10 protein-coding genes and 3 pseudogenes are annotated in these 14,701 nt (G+C 72.2%); 7 read left to right on the top strand and 6 right to left on the bottom strand.

Annotated features, from left to right (window positions below; all coding sequences use genetic code 11):
• Nucleotides 1-132 precede the first annotated feature (132 nt).
• Nucleotides 133-1,224: a hypothetical protein gene (locus Phou_RS12835; RefSeq protein WP_173056260.1), complete on the top strand. Its 1,092-nt coding sequence runs from the start codon at nucleotides 133-135 to the stop codon at nucleotides 1,222-1,224.
• On the opposite strand, the gene Phou_RS12830 is transcribed toward Phou_RS12835, so the two are convergent.
• Genes Phou_RS12830 through Phou_RS12815 form a run of 4 tightly spaced genes read right to left on the bottom strand, consistent with a single transcriptional unit; the run spans nucleotide 1,165 to nucleotide 4,531 of the window.
• Nucleotides 1,165-1,767, bottom strand: a complete 603-nt coding sequence (locus tag Phou_RS12830; protein ID WP_173056259.1) for a LutC/YkgG family protein — start codon at nucleotides 1,765-1,767, stop codon at nucleotides 1,165-1,167. The genes Phou_RS12835 and Phou_RS12830 overlap by 60 nt on opposite strands.
• Nucleotides 1,751-3,163: a LutB/LldF family L-lactate oxidation iron-sulfur protein gene (locus tag Phou_RS12825; RefSeq protein WP_173056258.1), complete on the bottom strand. Its 1,413-nt coding sequence runs from the start codon at nucleotides 3,161-3,163 to the stop codon at nucleotides 1,751-1,753. Before Phou_RS12825 ends, Phou_RS12830 begins: the two co-directional genes overlap by 17 nt.
• Nucleotides 3,160-3,858 carry a (Fe-S)-binding protein gene (locus Phou_RS12820; protein ID WP_173056257.1) on the bottom strand — a complete coding sequence of 233 codons (699 nt, stop codon included), beginning with the start codon at nucleotides 3,856-3,858 and terminating at the stop codon, nucleotides 3,160-3,162. The genes Phou_RS12825 and Phou_RS12820 overlap by 4 nt, the downstream gene beginning before the upstream one ends.
• Nucleotides 3,779-4,531: a GntR family transcriptional regulator gene (locus Phou_RS12815; protein ID WP_173058306.1), complete on the bottom strand. Its 753-nt coding sequence runs from the start codon at nucleotides 4,529-4,531 to the stop codon at nucleotides 3,779-3,781. The genes Phou_RS12820 and Phou_RS12815 overlap by 80 nt, the downstream gene beginning before the upstream one ends.
• 139 nt (nucleotides 4,532-4,670) lie before the next feature.
• On the opposite strand from Phou_RS12815, the gene Phou_RS52555 reads away from it, so the two are divergent.
• The gene (locus Phou_RS52555; RefSeq protein ID WP_246273775.1) at nucleotides 4,671-5,051 is read left to right on the top strand and encodes a lactonase family protein; all 381 of its coding nucleotides are present in this window, start codon (nucleotides 4,671-4,673) and stop codon (nucleotides 5,049-5,051) included.
• On the opposite strand, the pseudogene Phou_RS52550 reads toward Phou_RS52555, so the two are convergent.
• Nucleotides 4,967-5,572: pseudogene (locus Phou_RS52550) on the bottom strand (GntR family transcriptional regulator); the annotation flags it as partial. The gene Phou_RS52555 and the pseudogene Phou_RS52550 overlap by 85 nt on opposite strands.
• 83 nt (nucleotides 5,573-5,655) lie before the next feature.
• Between Phou_RS52550 and Phou_RS12805 the strand changes: the two are divergent.
• From Phou_RS12805 to Phou_RS12795, 3 genes and pseudogenes are all read left to right on the top strand, one after another.
• The gene (locus tag Phou_RS12805) at nucleotides 5,656-6,714 is read left to right on the top strand and encodes a lactonase family protein (protein ID WP_281365069.1); all 1,059 of its coding nucleotides are present in this window, start codon (nucleotides 5,656-5,658) and stop codon (nucleotides 6,712-6,714) included.
• A 207-nt stretch (nucleotides 6,715-6,921) separates the two neighbouring features.
• On the top strand, nucleotides 6,922-8,664 hold the full coding sequence (locus tag Phou_RS12800; RefSeq protein WP_173056255.1) for a VWA domain-containing protein: 1,743 nt from the start codon (nucleotides 6,922-6,924) through the stop codon (nucleotides 8,662-8,664).
• Nucleotides 8,665-8,876: 212 nt separating this feature from the next.
• A pseudogene (locus tag Phou_RS12795) lies at nucleotides 8,877-10,378 on the top strand (sugar transferase).
• Between the two features lie 394 nt (nucleotides 10,379-10,772).
• Here Phou_RS12795 and Phou_RS12790 read toward each other — a convergent pair.
• Complete coding sequence (locus Phou_RS12790) at nucleotides 10,773-11,963, bottom strand: ROK family protein (RefSeq protein ID WP_173056254.1); 1,191 nt, start codon at nucleotides 11,961-11,963, stop codon at nucleotides 10,773-10,775.
• A 76-nt stretch (nucleotides 11,964-12,039) separates the two neighbouring features.
• On the opposite strand from Phou_RS12790, the gene xylA reads away from it, so the two are divergent.
• Entirely contained in the window at nucleotides 12,040-13,227 is a 1,188-nt protein-coding gene (gene xylA / locus Phou_RS12785; protein WP_173056253.1) for a xylose isomerase, read from the top strand.
• Between the two features lie 66 nt (nucleotides 13,228-13,293).
• Nucleotides 13,294-14,689: pseudogene (gene xylB / locus Phou_RS12780) on the top strand (xylulokinase).
• Nucleotides 14,690-14,701: the final 12 nt, after the last annotated feature.

The following is a 14,701-nucleotide window of genomic DNA, read 5'->3' as shown; positions in this document are numbered from 1 at the left end:
CGCGCCCACCGACGTGGTTCGACCAAGATCGGAAGAACTATTTGTTGCGCCCGCCAAGCTCCGGTTGCTGGTGCCACGCCGCTGTTCCGCAAATCACGTAACTGGACGGTAGGTGGGCCGTAACTTTCCGCTGTGGGAAAGGTGAGGGACCGCGCACCCGACGAGTGGGACTGCGTCGTCTTCATGGCGGTGGTGGAGGCCGGCACCCGGCAGCGCGCCGTGCGGCTGCTCGCCGACCGGTACGACGAGCACATCACGGTCGAGGGCGTGCGCACCATCCTCTTGAAGATCAACAGGTGGTTGGGGCGCCCGGCGCTGCGCGAGGGAGTCGGCCCGCGCGGCAAGGCCGAGCTGACCGTGCGCGGGCGCCGCTTCCAGCGCTTCTGTGAACGCGTCCGCAGCCTCTACCAGGAGGAGAGAGGTCGCCTCGCGGAGTCGGACGTACCCCGCCTGGTGTGCCTGCCGCACCACGCCACGATCGTCAAGACGCTCTACGTGGAGATGCTCGCCCAGCACCCGGCCGGCGTCGAGAAGGTCGGCATCGAGGAGCTTCAGCAGAGCGACCGCGGCAACGAGTCCTTCTTCGACCAGGCGTTCTGGCCGCTCACCACCGGCACGTACCACCTCGCGATCGGACAGCCCCCGCCGGCCGAGTTCCGCGACGAGCTGCAGTCCGACCTGCTGTACCAGTCGCAGCTGGAGGTCCTGGTACCCGCCGACTACCCGGGCGACGCGATGCCGCTGGCCGAGTTCGTGCGCAGCGTCTCGCACGTGCCGCCCAAGGACTCACGCGCCCGCATCCTGCTGGAGGAGCGGATCGCCGCGCGCCGGATAGACGACCCGGGCGAGGAGCGGCGGGTGGCCAGCGCCACGTACGAGATCGGCAGCGTCATCGAGCGCGTCGCCCTGCTGCACGAATGCGGCCTGTCGAGCCCGCTGGTGCTCGCGCCCTCGGACATCGCGCTCATTTACAAGCCCGGCATGCGCTTCGGCGGCGCGGGCGTCGAGCACTCCAAGTGGGTACCGCTGCACCACGAGTCCGAGCGGCTCACGCTGGAGGTGCACGTGACGACGGCCAACCCCCGTCCCAACCACCTGCGGCCGATCGTCGCGCTGCTCAAGAAGATCTGCGCCGACCAGCCCCGCCTGCGCGGTGAGGTGACGTCAGTCCACCACGACGACGTCGAGCCGCCGGGGCCCGTGTACGCCCTCGACCCGGTTTAGCTCGATGTCGCTGGTGGCCGACGGGCCGGAGACGAGCGTGAGCGGCCGGGTCGGGTCGGCGAGCCGGGCCAGCGCCTCCGGCACGCCGCCCACGATCTGTCCGGTGTGGACGACGCAGATGTGGTGGTCGGGCACGAGCGTGAGCGCCCTGCGTCCCTGGTCCGGTCCCGCGTCGAGGATCAGCGTCCCGGTCCGCGCGACGGCGACAGCGCACCCGGTCAGCACCGCGACCCCGGGAGCGTCGAGGTCCGCCACCGCGAGCGGCTCCCGCAGGACCCGTCCCTGGTACGCCTCGAGCCACTCCGGCGGCGCACCGGGCGGCACCACGGCCGCTGAGGCGTCACTCAGCAGCTCGCCGATCGCGCCGGCCAGCTCGTGTGGCCCGCATCGCCGCACCGTCGCCTTGTAGTCGACCAGCCGGTCGACGAGCAGCTCGACGAGGTCGTCGCCCTCGTCGACGGCCCGGTAGTCCCGCGGCACCGTGACCGGAGCGCTCGGCCGCGCCGTCCGGACCCGCCGCAGCACCTCATCGCGTGCGCTCATGAGCCCACCACTCTCGGAACGTCTGCTTCGCCGGCAGGGGAGCGTCGCGAGTGGACGTCCACTTTGACAACGGCCAGGGGAGGTGGCGCACCGCGCCGCGACGGCCGGTCGCCCAGCGGATCGGGGCGGCTCCGCGGCGGGCGGCACGGAGCGCTGCCGCGTACCGGCGGCGATCCCGCATGATCCAGGACAGCGCGCGCATCGCCGCGCGCTCGGCGGGCGGGTGCGGCCCGGTCTGTCGCAGGTGGACGAGCACCTCGGGGATGTTGATGCGCACCGGGCAGGCGTCGTAGCAGGCGCCGCAGAGCGTGGACGCGTACGGCAGGGTGCGGTTGGCGCCCCCGCCGCTGAGCTGGGGCGAGAGGATCGCGCCGATCGGTCCAGGGTAGACGGAGCCGTAGGCGTGGCCGCCGACCCGCTCGTACACCGGGCAGACGTTGAGGCACGCGGAGCAGCGGATGCACCGCAGCGCCTGCCGCCCCACGTCGTCGGCGAGCGTCTCGGTGCGCCCATTGTCGACGAGGACGATGTGGACGGTCTGCGGACCGTCGCCGGGCGTGACGCCCGTCCACAGTGAGGTGTACGGGTTCATCCGCTCGCCCGTCGACGAGCGGGGCAGCAGCTGCAGGAAGACCTCGAGGTCACGGAACGTGGGCAGGATCTTCTCGATGCCGACCACGGAGATGAGCGTCTCGGGGAGGGTGAGGCACATGCGGCCGTTGCCCTCGGACTCGACCACCACGAGCGTGCCCGACTCGGCGACCGCGAAGTTGGCGCCGGAGATGCCGACCCGCGCGGAGAGGAACTTCGCCCGCAGGTGCCGCCGCGCCGCCTCGGCCAGCGCGGGCGGGTCGTCGGTCAGCGCGGAGAGGCCGTTGCGGTGGAAGATGTCGCGGATTTGCGACCGGTTGTAGTGGATCGCGGGCACGAGGATGTGCGAGGGCGTGTCGCCGGCCAGCTGGACGATCAGCTCGGCGAGGTCGGTCTCCACCGCGGCGATGCCGGCGGCCTCCAGCGAATCGTTGAGGCCGATCTCCTGGGTGACCATCGACTTCACCTTGACCACCTCGGCGGTACCGGTGTCGCGCACCAGGGCGGTGACCACCGCGCACGCCTCGGCCGCGTCGCGGGCCCAGTGCACGGTCGCACCGGCCGCGGTCGCCGCCGCCTCGAACTGCGTCAGCAGCTCCGGCAGCCGGCTGAGCACGTCGTCCTTGATGGCCGCACCAGACCGGCGCAGCTCCTCCCAGTCGGGCACCTCGCCGACCATGCGCAGGCGCTTGTCGCGGATCGTGTGGGTGGCGTTGCGCAGGTTGGCCCGCAGCTGCGCGTCGCCCAACTCCTTGCGCGCCGCCACCGGAAACGGCAGCCGGGCCACGATGTTTCCGCCACTCATGATGCCGCCAGGATCTCGGCGTAGTGGATGGGCTTGGCCGGGCCGCCCGCGCGGGACAGGCCGCCGCCGATGTGGGCCAGGCACGAGTTGTCGACCGCCGCCACGTACTCGGCGCCGGTGTCCACGATGGAGCGGCACTTGTCGGCGAGCATCGCGCCGGAGACGCCTGCGTTCTTCATCGCGAAGGTGCCGCCGAAACCGCAGCACTCCTCCGCGCCGGGCAGGTCGAGCAGCTCCAGGCCGCGCACCGACTCGAGGAGCCGCCGCGGCCGGTCGCCGAGGCGGAGCATGCGCAGGCCGTGGCAGGTGGGGTGGTAGGTCACCCGGTGCGGGAAGGTGGCCCCCACGTCGGTCACGCCGAGCACGTCGACGAGAAACTCGGACAGCTCGTACGTGCGGGCGACCACCTCACCCGAGTCCGGCGCCAGCTTCGGGTACCAGTCGCGGACCATCGCCACGCACGAGCCGGAGGGCCCGACCACCGCGTCGTAGCCGTCGAAGGTCTTCACGAAGTTGGCCACCAGCGGCAGGGCCTCCTCGCGGTAGCCGCTGTTGGCGTGCATCTGGCCGCAGCACCCCTGCTCCACCGGAAACTCGACGGTGTGGCCGAGGCGCTCAAGGACCTCGACGACCGCGCGGCCGGTACCGGGGAAGACGAGGTCGTTGACGCACGTGACGAAGAGCGCGACTTTCATGCGAACCCCGAAGGTCGGGCCGGGAGAAGTAGGGCAGATGCCGCTCGCGGGCCGCGGCGATGTGCGCGCGCATGGCGGCGGCGGCGCGGTCCGGGTCGCGCGCGACGATCGCGTCGACGACGCGGTGGTGCTCCTGCGCACTGATCCCGTAGTGCGCCTGTGGAAAGTGCAGGCGGAAGAGGTGCAGGTGCGAGCGGAGCCGGACCACGGCCTCGTGGAGCATGCGGTTGCCGGAGGTCTCGGCGAGGAGGTTGTGAAAGCGGGCGTCCTGCGCGGTGAAGGCGGCAATCGCGGGGTACCCCTCCGTGGCGGGCTCCGGGTCGGGAAGGTCGGCCTCCGCGCGCAGCCGGTCCACATCGGACGCCGTGGCCGCCGAGGCGGCGCGGCTGGCCGCCGGCGGCTCCAGGATCAGCCGCATCTCCACCAGCTCCTCGAACTCCTCGCGGGTGAGCAGCGGCGCGGCCGTGTAGCCGGCGAGCGGGCGCTTGCGGACCAGCCCGTCGGCCTCCAGCCGGGCCAGCGCTTCGCGCACCGGCGTGGGCGAGACCTCCAACTGGCGGGCGAGGGCGTCGATGTTGATACGGGCGCCGGGCGCCACGGCGTGATCCATGATCAGCGCTTGCACCGACTCGTAAACGTCCTCGGTGAGCGTCAGTCGCCGCGCCGGCCGCATCGTTGCCACGATCGTAGATCCTATACGATTCGCAGAAGCTAGATCAACCGGTGGCGTTCTGGTTGGATCAGAGCGTGACATCCATTCCTTCGCCCCCGCCCACCCTCAACTCCTCTACATCGGGTGCTACACGGCGGAGATGGGCGGAGAAGGGGTCGGCATCACGGCCGTGCGGCGTGACCCGGCGACCGGCCGGCTCGACTCGCTCGGCGTTGTCGCCCCCACGCCGTCGCCCTCGTTCCTGGCCTGGCACCCGACGCTCCCCGTGCTGTACGCGACCAACGAGCTCGACGAAGGCAGCGTCAGTGCCTGGGCCGTGCAGGGGGAGACCGACCTGCGCCCGCTCGGCACCAGCCCGACCGGTGGCGCCCACCCCTGCCACCTTGTCGTCGCGCCCGGCGGGCGGTACCTGTCGCGGGCCGCGGCGATGTGCGCGCGCATGGCGGCGGCGGCGCGGTCCGGGTCGCGCGCGACGATCGCGTCGACGACGCGGTGGTGCTCCTGCGCACTGATCCCGTAGTGCGCCTGTGGAAAGTGCAGGCGGAAGAGGTGCAGGTGCGAGCGGAGCCGGACCACGGCCTCGTGGAGCATGCGGTTGCCGGAGGTCTCGGCGAGGAGGTTGTGAAAGCGGGCGTCCTGCGCGGTGAAGGCGGCAATCGCGGGGTACCCCTCCGTGGCGGGCTCCGGGTCGGGAAGGTCGGCCTCCGCGCGCAGCCGGTCCACATCGGACGCCGTGGCCGCCGAGGCGGCGCGGCTGGCCGCCGGCGGCTCCAGGATCAGCCGCATCTCCACCAGCTCCTCGAACTCCTCGCGGGTGAGCAGCGGCGCGGCCGTGTAGCCGGCGAGCGGGCGCTTGCGGACCAGCCCGTCGGCCTCCAGCCGGGCCAGCGCTTCGCGCACCGGCGTGGGCGAGACCTCCAACTGGCGGGCGAGGGCGTCGATGTTGATACGGGCGCCGGGCGCCACGGCGTGATCCATGATCAGCGCTTGCACCGACTCGTAAACGTCCTCGGTGAGCGTCAGTCGCCGCGCCGGCCGCATCGTTGCCACGATCGTAGATCCTATACGATTCGCAGAAGCTAGATCAACCGGTGGCGTTCTGGTTGGATCAGAGCGTGACATCCATTCCTTCGCCCCCCGCCCACCCTCAACTCCTCTACATCGGGTGCTACACGGCGGAGATGGGCGGAGAAGGGGTCGGCATCACGGCCGTGCGGCGTGACCCGGCGACCGGCCGGCTCGACTCGCTCGGCGTTGTCGCCCCCACGCCGTCGCCCTCGTTCCTGGCCTGGCACCCGACGCTCCCCGTGCTGTACGCGACCAACGAGCTCGACGAAGGCAGCGTCAGTGCCTGGGCCGTGCAGGGGGAGACCGACCTGCGCCCGCTCGGCACCAGCCCGACCGGTGGCGCCCACCCCTGCCACCTTGTCGTCGCGCCCGGCGGGCGGTACCTGGTGAGCACCAACTACACGAGCGGCAGCGTGGCCGTGCACCGGCTCGGCGACGACGGCGCGCTGGGCGAGCGGACCGACCTGCTGGTGCACGAGGGCACCGGTCCCGACCCGAAGCGGCAGGAGCGGGCGCACGCCCACATGGCCTCACCCAACCCGGTCGGTGGCGCGATCCTCGTGGTCGACCTGGGCACCGACGCGGTCTACCGGTACTCGCTGGAGGTTGGCACCGGCCGCCTCGTGCCGGTCGGGCCGAAGATCCACGTTCGCGCCGGCTCGGGGCCGCGGCACATCGCCCGCCACCCCGACGGCCTCCGGGCTTACCTGGTGGGCGAGCTTGACGCGACGGTGACGGCGTACGACATCGACGGCCTCGCCGGTGCGCTGCACGAGCGCGGTCGGGTAGCTTCCACCCGCCTTACCGGCGGCCAGCCCTCCGAGATCGCGGTGAGCGCCGACGGCCGCTTCCTCTACGTCGCCAACCGCGGCCCGGACACGGTCTCGGTGTTCACACTCGACGCGGACCCGCCGTCGTACCTGGCCGAGGTGCCGACCGGCGGCAAGTGGCCACGGCACTTCGCGTTGGTGGGCGAGCACCTGTACGTGGCCAACGAGCGGTCGCACGCCGTCGTCGGCTTCCATCTCGACCGCGACTCGGGCGTTCCGCAGGAGCCGGGCAACGCCTTGGAGGTCCCCAGCCCCACCTGCGTTTTGCCCGCTAAGTCCTTATAGGCCGATATCGCGAATGAAGAGCATCGCTTGAACGAATGGGGATTGGTCCCGGAATATAGGGGATTCCCTAAACGGTCCGGCGCTATACAGCTACACCCTGTGACCGAATATCAGCCAGAAGGTCGCTGATCCGTAACTTTCGGCCGAACGTACCTGGCGACGTGCGGGAAGCGTCAGCAGGATGGGACCGTGCCAGGCCGCCATCGCATGCGTAGCAACTACCGCGGAGCAGGCGCCATCGCTGCCGCGATGGCGCTTGTCGTCGTTGTAGGTGGCTCGTGGTTCGGATATCGGGAGCTCGCCGGCTCGCGGTGCGCCGGCGAGGTGAAGCTTGCAATGGCCGCCTCACCCGAGATCGCACCCGCTGTGCGTTCCACGGTGGACAAGTGGAGCGGCGACGGCGGCTCGGCCGGCGGCACCTGCGTGGTCGTGGACATCAGCGAGGTCAACTCGGTCGACATGGCCGCGGTGATCGCCGCCCAGCACAACGTCGGCCTGGCCGGCGTCGGCAGTGCCAACGGCACGCTCCAGCTGCCCGACGTGTGGCTGCCCGACTCCTCGACCTGGCTGGTGCGGCTCAAGACGCTGGCACCCGGGTTCACCCCCACCGACGGCGGCTCGGTCGCGCGCAGCCCCGTGGTCGCCGCGATGCCCGAGCCGCTCGCGGAGAGCCTCGGATGGCCGGACAAGAAGGTGGGCTGGGCCGACCTGCTCAAGCAGATCACCACCGGCACCGGCCTGCGCACCGGCATCGTCGAGCCGACCCGCGACGCCGCCGGCCTGTCGGGCCTGCTCTCGCTCGCCGCGGCCGCGGCCACCGCCGGGGGCAGTGCGCCGCAGGCGCAGACCGCGGCGCTGCGTTCGCTCGCGATCGGCCGCTCGGCACTGCGCGACGATCTGGTGGCCAAGTTTCCCCAGGCGTCCGACGCCGCCTCGCTCGCCTCCGGGCTGAACGTGGCGCCGCTGTCCGAGGAAGACGTCATCGCCTACAACGCGAAGAAGCCGCCGGTGCCGCTGGCCGCGCTCTACGTGGAGCCGACGCCGGCGCCGCTCGACTACCCGTTCGCCATCATGCCGGGCGTCGACCCGGCCAAGACCGCGGCGGCCGAGGCGGTGCACGAGGCGCTCGACAGCGGTGCGTTCCGCAACCTGCTCGGCGCGCAGGGTCTCCGCTCGCCCGACGGCACCTGGGGTGCCGGCTTCGTGGCACCCACCGGCGCGCCAAGCCCGGCCGGCGGCCCGCCGTCCGCGACACCCAACGCCGGTGGCAAGGCGGCGGGCGGGCTGGACCCGGCGGCGCTCGACCGCTCGCTGGCCACCTGGACCGCGGTCACCGCGCCCGGCCGCATGCTCGCCGTCATGGACGTCTCCGGCTCGATGCTGGAGGAGGTGCCCGAGGCGGACAACGCCACCCGCATGGCGGTGACGCTCGCCGCCGCGCAGGCTGGGCTCAACCTCTTCGACGACTCGTGGGCGCTCGGGCTGTGGACGTTCTCCACGCGGCTCGACGGCAACAAGGACTGGCGCCAGCTCGTGCCGATCGGGCCGCTGAGCAGTAACCGGCCGCAGATGCTCGGCGCGCTCAAGACGATCTCGCCGAAGCCCGACGGCGACACCGGGCTGTACGACACGCTGCTCGCCGCGTACAAGGCGGTCCAGGACGAGTGGGCGGCCGACCGGGTCAACTCGATCGTGATGTTCACCGACGGCAAAAACGACGACGACAACGGGATCAACGAGCAGACGCTGCTGGCTCAGCTGAAGGATCTCGCCGACCCGCGGCGGCCGATCCAGGTGATCATCCTGGGCATCGGGAGCGGCGTCGACGAGGGGCAGCTCAAGCGGATTACGAGCGTCACCGGTGGCGGTGTCTTCGTCACCAAGGACCCGACCAAAATCGGTGACATCTTCCTCAAAGCCCTCGCATTGCGGCCCGCGGCACCGCGTTGACCTGCGGCTATACCTGTTGTAGGCAATTGACTACCTTGCGTACATGTACGTTCGGTTGGTTGATCGCAATGAACTGACAGTTTTTTGTCGGAAGCCCGTGCGGGGTGCCGCCGTAGGTCAAGATGTCCTGGTGCTCCGGCGCCGCCGGCCCCGAAAATGGGTCCGGCGCTTGCCGTGAGGGCACAGTCGACTTGACAAGCTGGGGAGGGCTGGTGACGTCGGCGACTCTCCTGACGCGTCCGGTGGGGGTACCGAGCGCGGCGGAAACGACGGGCGCGCTGCTGCGCGCACGACTCCGCACGTATGAGCGGGCATTGATGGTGCTGGACCTCGCCATCATCTCGTTCGCCGTGCTCGCAGGCTATTTCGGCCGGTTCAACTGGGTGGTGGAGCCGTTTGGCGGGGTGAGCCGGTCGGCTCGCAGATCCCCTACCCGGTGGTCGGGCCGGGCCTCGTGCTGGTCTGGCTCGCCTCACTCAAGCTGCTGCGCTGCTACGACGACCGCGTCCTGGGATACGGCGCGGACGAGTACCGCCGGGTCACCTCGGCGAGCCTCCGCTTGGCCGGCGCGATAGCCATCGTGGGGTACGTGGCGAACATCGGCGTCGCCCGGGGCTTCCTGGCCCTGACGTTCGCGACCGGCACGGTGGGCCTGGTCGGCGGCCGCTACCTGGCTCGCAAGTGGCTGCACCGGGCGCGCGTCAAGGGCACCGGCTGGTCGCGTCGCGTGCTGGTCGTGGGCGACGCGCCGCACGTGCTGGAGCTGGTGCACACACTGCGCCGCGAGCCGTACGCGGGCTATCGCGTGGTCGGCGCCTGCATCCCGGACGCGCTGCTCGCGCCGGTGCCGCAGCGCCTGGGCGACGTGCCGGTCGTGGGCTCGTTCCGCAGCATCCTCGAGTCGGCCCGCGCGGCCGGCGTCGACACCGTCGCGGTGACCGCATCGGGCGAGCTGACCGCGGCCCGCCTGCGCCGGCTGGGCTGGCAGATGGAGGGCACCGGCATCGACCTGGTGCTCGCACCCGCCCTCACCGACGTCGCCGGCCCGCGGATCCACACCCGCCCGGTCGCCGGGCTGCCGCTGATCCACGTGGAGGCACCGGAGTTCCGCGGCACCCGCAAGATCGTCAAGGGCTTCGTCGACAGGTTCACCGCCACGCTCGGCCTGACGATCGCGCTGCCGCTGATGATCGCGATCGCGATCGCCATCAAGCTCGACAGCAAGGGCCCGGTCATCTTCCGGCAGATCCGCGTCGGTCGCGGCGGCGAGGAGTTCGGCGTCTACAAGTTCCGCACGATGGTGGTCAACGCGGACGAGATGCTGGCCAAGCTGGCGGCCCGCAACGAGCACGACGGCCTGCTCTTCAAGATGCGCAAGGACCCGCGCGTCACCCGGGTCGGGCGCATCCTGCGCAAGTACTCGCTGGACGAGCTGCCCCAGCTGCTCAACGTGCTGTTCGGCCACATGAGCCTGGTGGGCCCGCGCCCGCCGCTGCCCTCCGAGGTCGCCCGCTACGACGGCGACATCGCCCGCCGCCTGCTGGTCAAGCCCGGCATCACCGGCCTGTGGCAGGTCAGCGGCCGCTCGGATCTGTCCTGGGAGGACGGTCTGCGGCTCGACCTGTACTACGTGGAGAACTGGTCGCTCGCCACCGACGTCGTCATCATGTGGAAGACCATCGGCGCGGTCATGGCCAGCCGAGGAGCCTATTAGCCGTCCTTTGGACGCTCCGCACGTGGCGGCCGGCGGCGTGGGTGACTGCGGGTGCATCGGTAGCTGGGGCGCGCGTTGCTGCGCCTGAGTGAGTCGGGATGCGCCCGCCAAGCCCGACCGGCCGGCGGCATCGGCCGCGAGTGCATCTCCGACTGGGCGCATCGCCGCGCCCAGCTCCGGAGCCTTCCGCAGCCGCCACCCCAAGCCGCACCGAGCCACGCACCGCGCGGGCCGCGATCACGCTGCGCGACGGCGGACCGCGGCGGGCTTGTCCCGCGGATCCGGCAGCGGAGGTCGGGGGTTTCGGCGAGCCCTGGCGAGCCGCCGACCGCAGCGGTGCCCGCGGGAGCATGCGGTCCGCAGCTGACGCGGACGGGGGCAGATCCGATTGGGGTTAGGAAACCGGGCGGGTGAGCCAGCGGGCGGGGTGGTTGCGGATGGCGCGCACCACGGAGCCGGCGGCACCGACCACGGCCGCGTCGCCGCCGAGCACCGAGGGGCGGACGTCGACGGGCGACCAGGCGTCGGTGAGCACCCGGCAGTGGATCTGCGCCACGACGGCGGGGCAGATCCAGGGGGCGAGTGGCGCGTAGATGCCGCCGAGCACGACGGCCTCGACGTCGAGCAGGTTGACCACGCCGGCCACCGCCACACCGAGGGCCTCACCCGCCGCGGTCAGTGCCGAGAGCGTCGCCGGGTCGCCGCTCTCGGCGCGTGCCTTCAGGTCGTCGGTGTCGCCGGCGGAGGCGGCCCGCAGGATCGCCTCCTGGCCCGCGTACTGCTCCAGGCAGCCGCGCGCCCCGCACCGGCACGCCGGGCCGTCCGGGCGGACCGCCACGTGCCCCAACTCGCCGCTCCAGCCGCGCGCGCCGCGGAAGAGCGCGCCGTGCAGCACGATGCCGGCGCCGATGCCGATCTCGCCGGAGACGTACAGGAAGCTGGCCGGACCCGCGGGGCCCGCGTGCAACTCACCGAGCGCGGCGAGGTTGGCCTCGTTGTCCACGGAGAGCGCCAGCTCGCCGGATCCCGCCAGCCCCGACGCGACGCCGGCGGGGACGTCGACGTCCCGCCAGCCGAGGTTTGGCGCGAGGCGCACCACGCCGTCGGGCGTCACCAGCCCGGGCACCGCGAGCGCGGCGCCGGCCACCACCAAGCCCTCGCGCGCGGCGTGCGCGTGGGCGTCGGCGGCCAGCCGGGCGACCTCGGCCAGCACTTCGTCCGGGCGGCCGGGGCGCTGGTCGGCGTGGCGCACGTCGCGGTGCCGCACCGTGCCGGCCAGGTCGACCACGCAGGCCGCCAGGTAGTCCACGTTGATCTCGAGGCCGAGGCCGGCCGGGCCGCTCGCGGAGAGCACGAGCCCGGCGGCGGGGCGCCCGGCGCCGGCCCTCGGCGCGGGCTCCACCTCGGTCAGCAGGCCGCCGGCGATCAGGTCATCCACCAGCGCGGACACGGTGGCGCGGGTGAGACTTGTGGCGGCGGCGATGTCGGCGCGGGACGGCGGGCGGGCGGCGTTTGCGGCGTGCCGCAGCACGAGCCCCAGGTTGTGCTCGCGCAGCGAAGCCTGCCGTACGGGCCCGTCCGTCATGCCCTTGACAGTGCCACACCAGGGGCAAATAATTCAACCGTTGAACAAATCGCGGATGTTACATGGAGGTCAAAATATGTCTGTCCAGCCCACCCGCGCCGACAAGTTCTCATTCGGCCTCTGGACCGTGGGTTGGCAGGCCCGCGATCCCTTCGGTGACGCCACCCGCACGCCGCTCGACCCGATCGAGGCCGTCCACAAGCTCACCGAGCTGGGTGCTTACGGCATGACGTTCCACGACGACGACCTCGTGCCCTTCGGCGCCGACAACTCCAGCCGCGACGAGGTCGTCTCCCGCTTCCGCAAGGCGCTCGACGAGACCGGCCTCGTCGTCCCGATGGTGACCACCAACCTGTTCACCCACCCGGTGTTCAAGGACGGCGGCTTCACCAGCAACGACCGCTCGGTCCGGCGCTACGCGCTGCGCAAGGTGCTGCGCAACATTGACCTGGCCGCCGAGCTGGGCGCGCAGACGTTCGTGATGTGGGGTGGCCGCGAGGGCGCGGAGTACGACGCGGCCAAGGACGTGCGCGCCGCGCTGGACCGCTACCGGGAGGCCGTCGACACCCTCGCGCAGTACGTGATCGACCGCGGCTACGGCCTGCGCTTCGCGCTGGAGCCCAAGCCCAACGAGCCCCGCGGCGACATCCTGCTGCCCACGGTGGGGCACGCGCTCGCGTTCATCGCCCAGCTCGACCACGGCGACATGGTCGGCCTCAACCCCGAGGTGGGCCACGAGCAGATGGCCGGGCTCAACTTCGCGCACGGCATCGCCCAGGCGCTGTGGGCCGGCAAGCTCTTCCACATCGACCTCAACGGGCAGCGCGGCATCAAGTTCGACCAGGACCTGGTCTTCGGGCACGGCGACCTGCTCAACGCGTTCGCGCTGGTCGACCTGCTGGAGCACGGCGGTCCGGCCGGCGGCCAGGCGTACGAGGGCCCGCGCCACTTCGACTACAAGCCGTCCCGCACCGAGGACTACGAGGGCGTGTGGGAGTCGGCCAAGGCCAACATGCGGATGTACCTGCTGCTCAAGGAGCGCGCCAAGGCGTTCCGCGCCGACCCCGAGGTGCAGGAGGCGCTCGCCGCCGCCCGCGTCGCCGAGCTGGCCCAGCCCACGCTCGGCGCGGGCGAGACGATCGCCGACCTGCTCGCCGACACCAGCGCGTGGGAAGACTTCGACGCCGACGCCAAGGGCGCGCAGGGCTACCACTTCGTCCGTCTCAACCAGCTCGCTGCCGAGCACGCGATCGGCGCCCGCTGACAGCTGACCCAGCCCGGTCGGGGTCCCACGGGGCCCCGACCGGCACCGTCGAAAGGGAGGGACGGCATGCTCGTCGCTGGAGTCGACTCGTCGACGCAGTCGTGCAAGGTGGTGGTCCGTGACGCGGAGACCGGCGCGCTCGTCCGCGAAGGGCGGGCCGGTCATCCGGACGGCACCGAGGTCGATCCGGCCGCCTGGTGGGCGGCGCTGAACACCGCGATCGAGGCGGCCGGCGGCCTCGATGACGTGGCGGCCGTGTCGGTGGCGGGGCAGCAGCACGGGATGGTCTGCCTCGACGAGGGGGCGAGGTCGTCCGGCCCGCCCTGCTGTGGAACGACACCCGCTCCGCCGGTGCCGCGGCCGAGCTGGTCGAGGAGTTGGGCGGCGGGCAGGCGTGGGCGGACGCGGTCGGGCTGGTGCCGGTGGCCTCGTTCACCATCACCAAGCTGCGGTGGCTGGCGACAAACGAGCCGGCCAACGCCGACCGCACCGCCGCGGTGTGCCTGCCGCACGACTGGCTGACCTGGAAGCTCGCCGGCACCGGCCGCCTCGACGCGCTGCGCACCGACCGCAGCGACGCCAGCGGCACCGGCTACTGGTCCACGCCCACCGGGCAGTACCGCCCCGACCTGCTGCGGCTCGCGTTCGGGCGGGAGCCGATCCTGCCGGAGGTGCTCGGGCCGACCGGTGTCGCCGGTACCCTGCCGGGCGGAGCCCCGCTCGGGCCGGGCGCGGGCGACAACGCCGCCGCCGCCCTGGGCGCCGGCGCCCTCCCCGGTGACGTGCTCGTCTCGATCGGCACGTCGGGCACCGCGTTCAGCGTCGCGGAGACCCCGGCCGCCGACGCCAGCGGCACGGTCGCCGGCTTCGCCGACACCACCGGCCGGTTCCTGCCCCTTGTCGCCACGCTCAACGCGGCCCGCGTGCTGGACGCGGCCGCGCGGTTGCTCGGCGTCGACCACGCGGAGCTGTCCCGCTTGGCGTTGAGCGCGCCGCCCGGTGCGGATGGGCTCTCTCTCGTGCCGTACCTGGAGGGCGAGCGCACCCCCAACCGTCCGAACTCGACCGGCTCGCTGCACGGCCTCACCCTCGCCACCTCAACCCCGGCTCACCTGGCCCGGGCGGCCGTGGAGGGCATGCTCTGCGCGCTGGCCGACGGCCTCGACGCGCTGGTGGCGCAGGGCGCGATGGTCAACCGGGTGATCCTGGTCGGCGGCGGCGCCCGCTCCGAGGCGGTCCGCCGGATCGCGCCCGAGGTCTTCGGCGCGCCGGTGGTCGTGCCTCCCCGGGTGAGTACGTGGCCGACGGCGCCGCCCGCCAGGCCGCCTGGGTCGCGCTCGGCGGCGACGAGCCTCCAGCCTGGACCGCCGGCGCGGTGGACGAGTACGAGGCCAAGGCCGTCCCCGCGATCCGGGAGCGCTACGCCGAGGCACGCGAACACGTGATCGACCGAACCGGTTGATCGACGCGCGCT

Source organism: Phytohabitans houttuyneae, assembly GCF_011764425.1.
GTDB lineage: Bacteria > Actinomycetota > Actinomycetes > Mycobacteriales > Micromonosporaceae > Phytohabitans > Phytohabitans houttuyneae.
This window is presented reverse-complemented; position numbering and strand designations above follow the sequence as displayed.

Bases quoted from the DNA above. Each gene is read 5' to 3' on its own strand.
- Phou_RS12800 (WP_173056255.1), top strand. From the start codon at position 6,922: ATGCGTAGCAACTACCGCGGAGCAGGCGCCATCGCTGCCGCGATGGCG.
- Phou_RS12815 (WP_173058306.1), bottom strand. From the start codon at position 4,531: ATGCGGCCGGCGCGGCGACTGACGCTCACCGAGGACGTTTACGAGTCG.
- Phou_RS12790 (WP_173056254.1), bottom strand. From the start codon at position 11,963: ATGACGGACGGGCCCGTACGGCAGGCTTCGCTGCGCGAGCACAACCTG.
- Phou_RS12830 (WP_173056259.1), bottom strand. From the start codon at position 1,767: ATGAGCGCACGCGATGAGGTGCTGCGGCGGGTCCGGACGGCGCGGCCG.
- Phou_RS12825 (WP_173056258.1), bottom strand. From the start codon at position 3,163: ATGAGTGGCGGAAACATCGTGGCCCGGCTGCCGTTTCCGGTGGCGGCG.
- Phou_RS12820 (WP_173056257.1), bottom strand. From the start codon at position 3,858: ATGAAAGTCGCGCTCTTCGTCACGTGCGTCAACGACCTCGTCTTCCCC.
- xylA (WP_173056253.1), top strand. From the start codon at position 12,040: ATGTCTGTCCAGCCCACCCGCGCCGACAAGTTCTCATTCGGCCTCTGG.
- Phou_RS52555 (WP_246273775.1), top strand. From the start codon at position 4,671: ATGGGCGGAGAAGGGGTCGGCATCACGGCCGTGCGGCGTGACCCGGCG.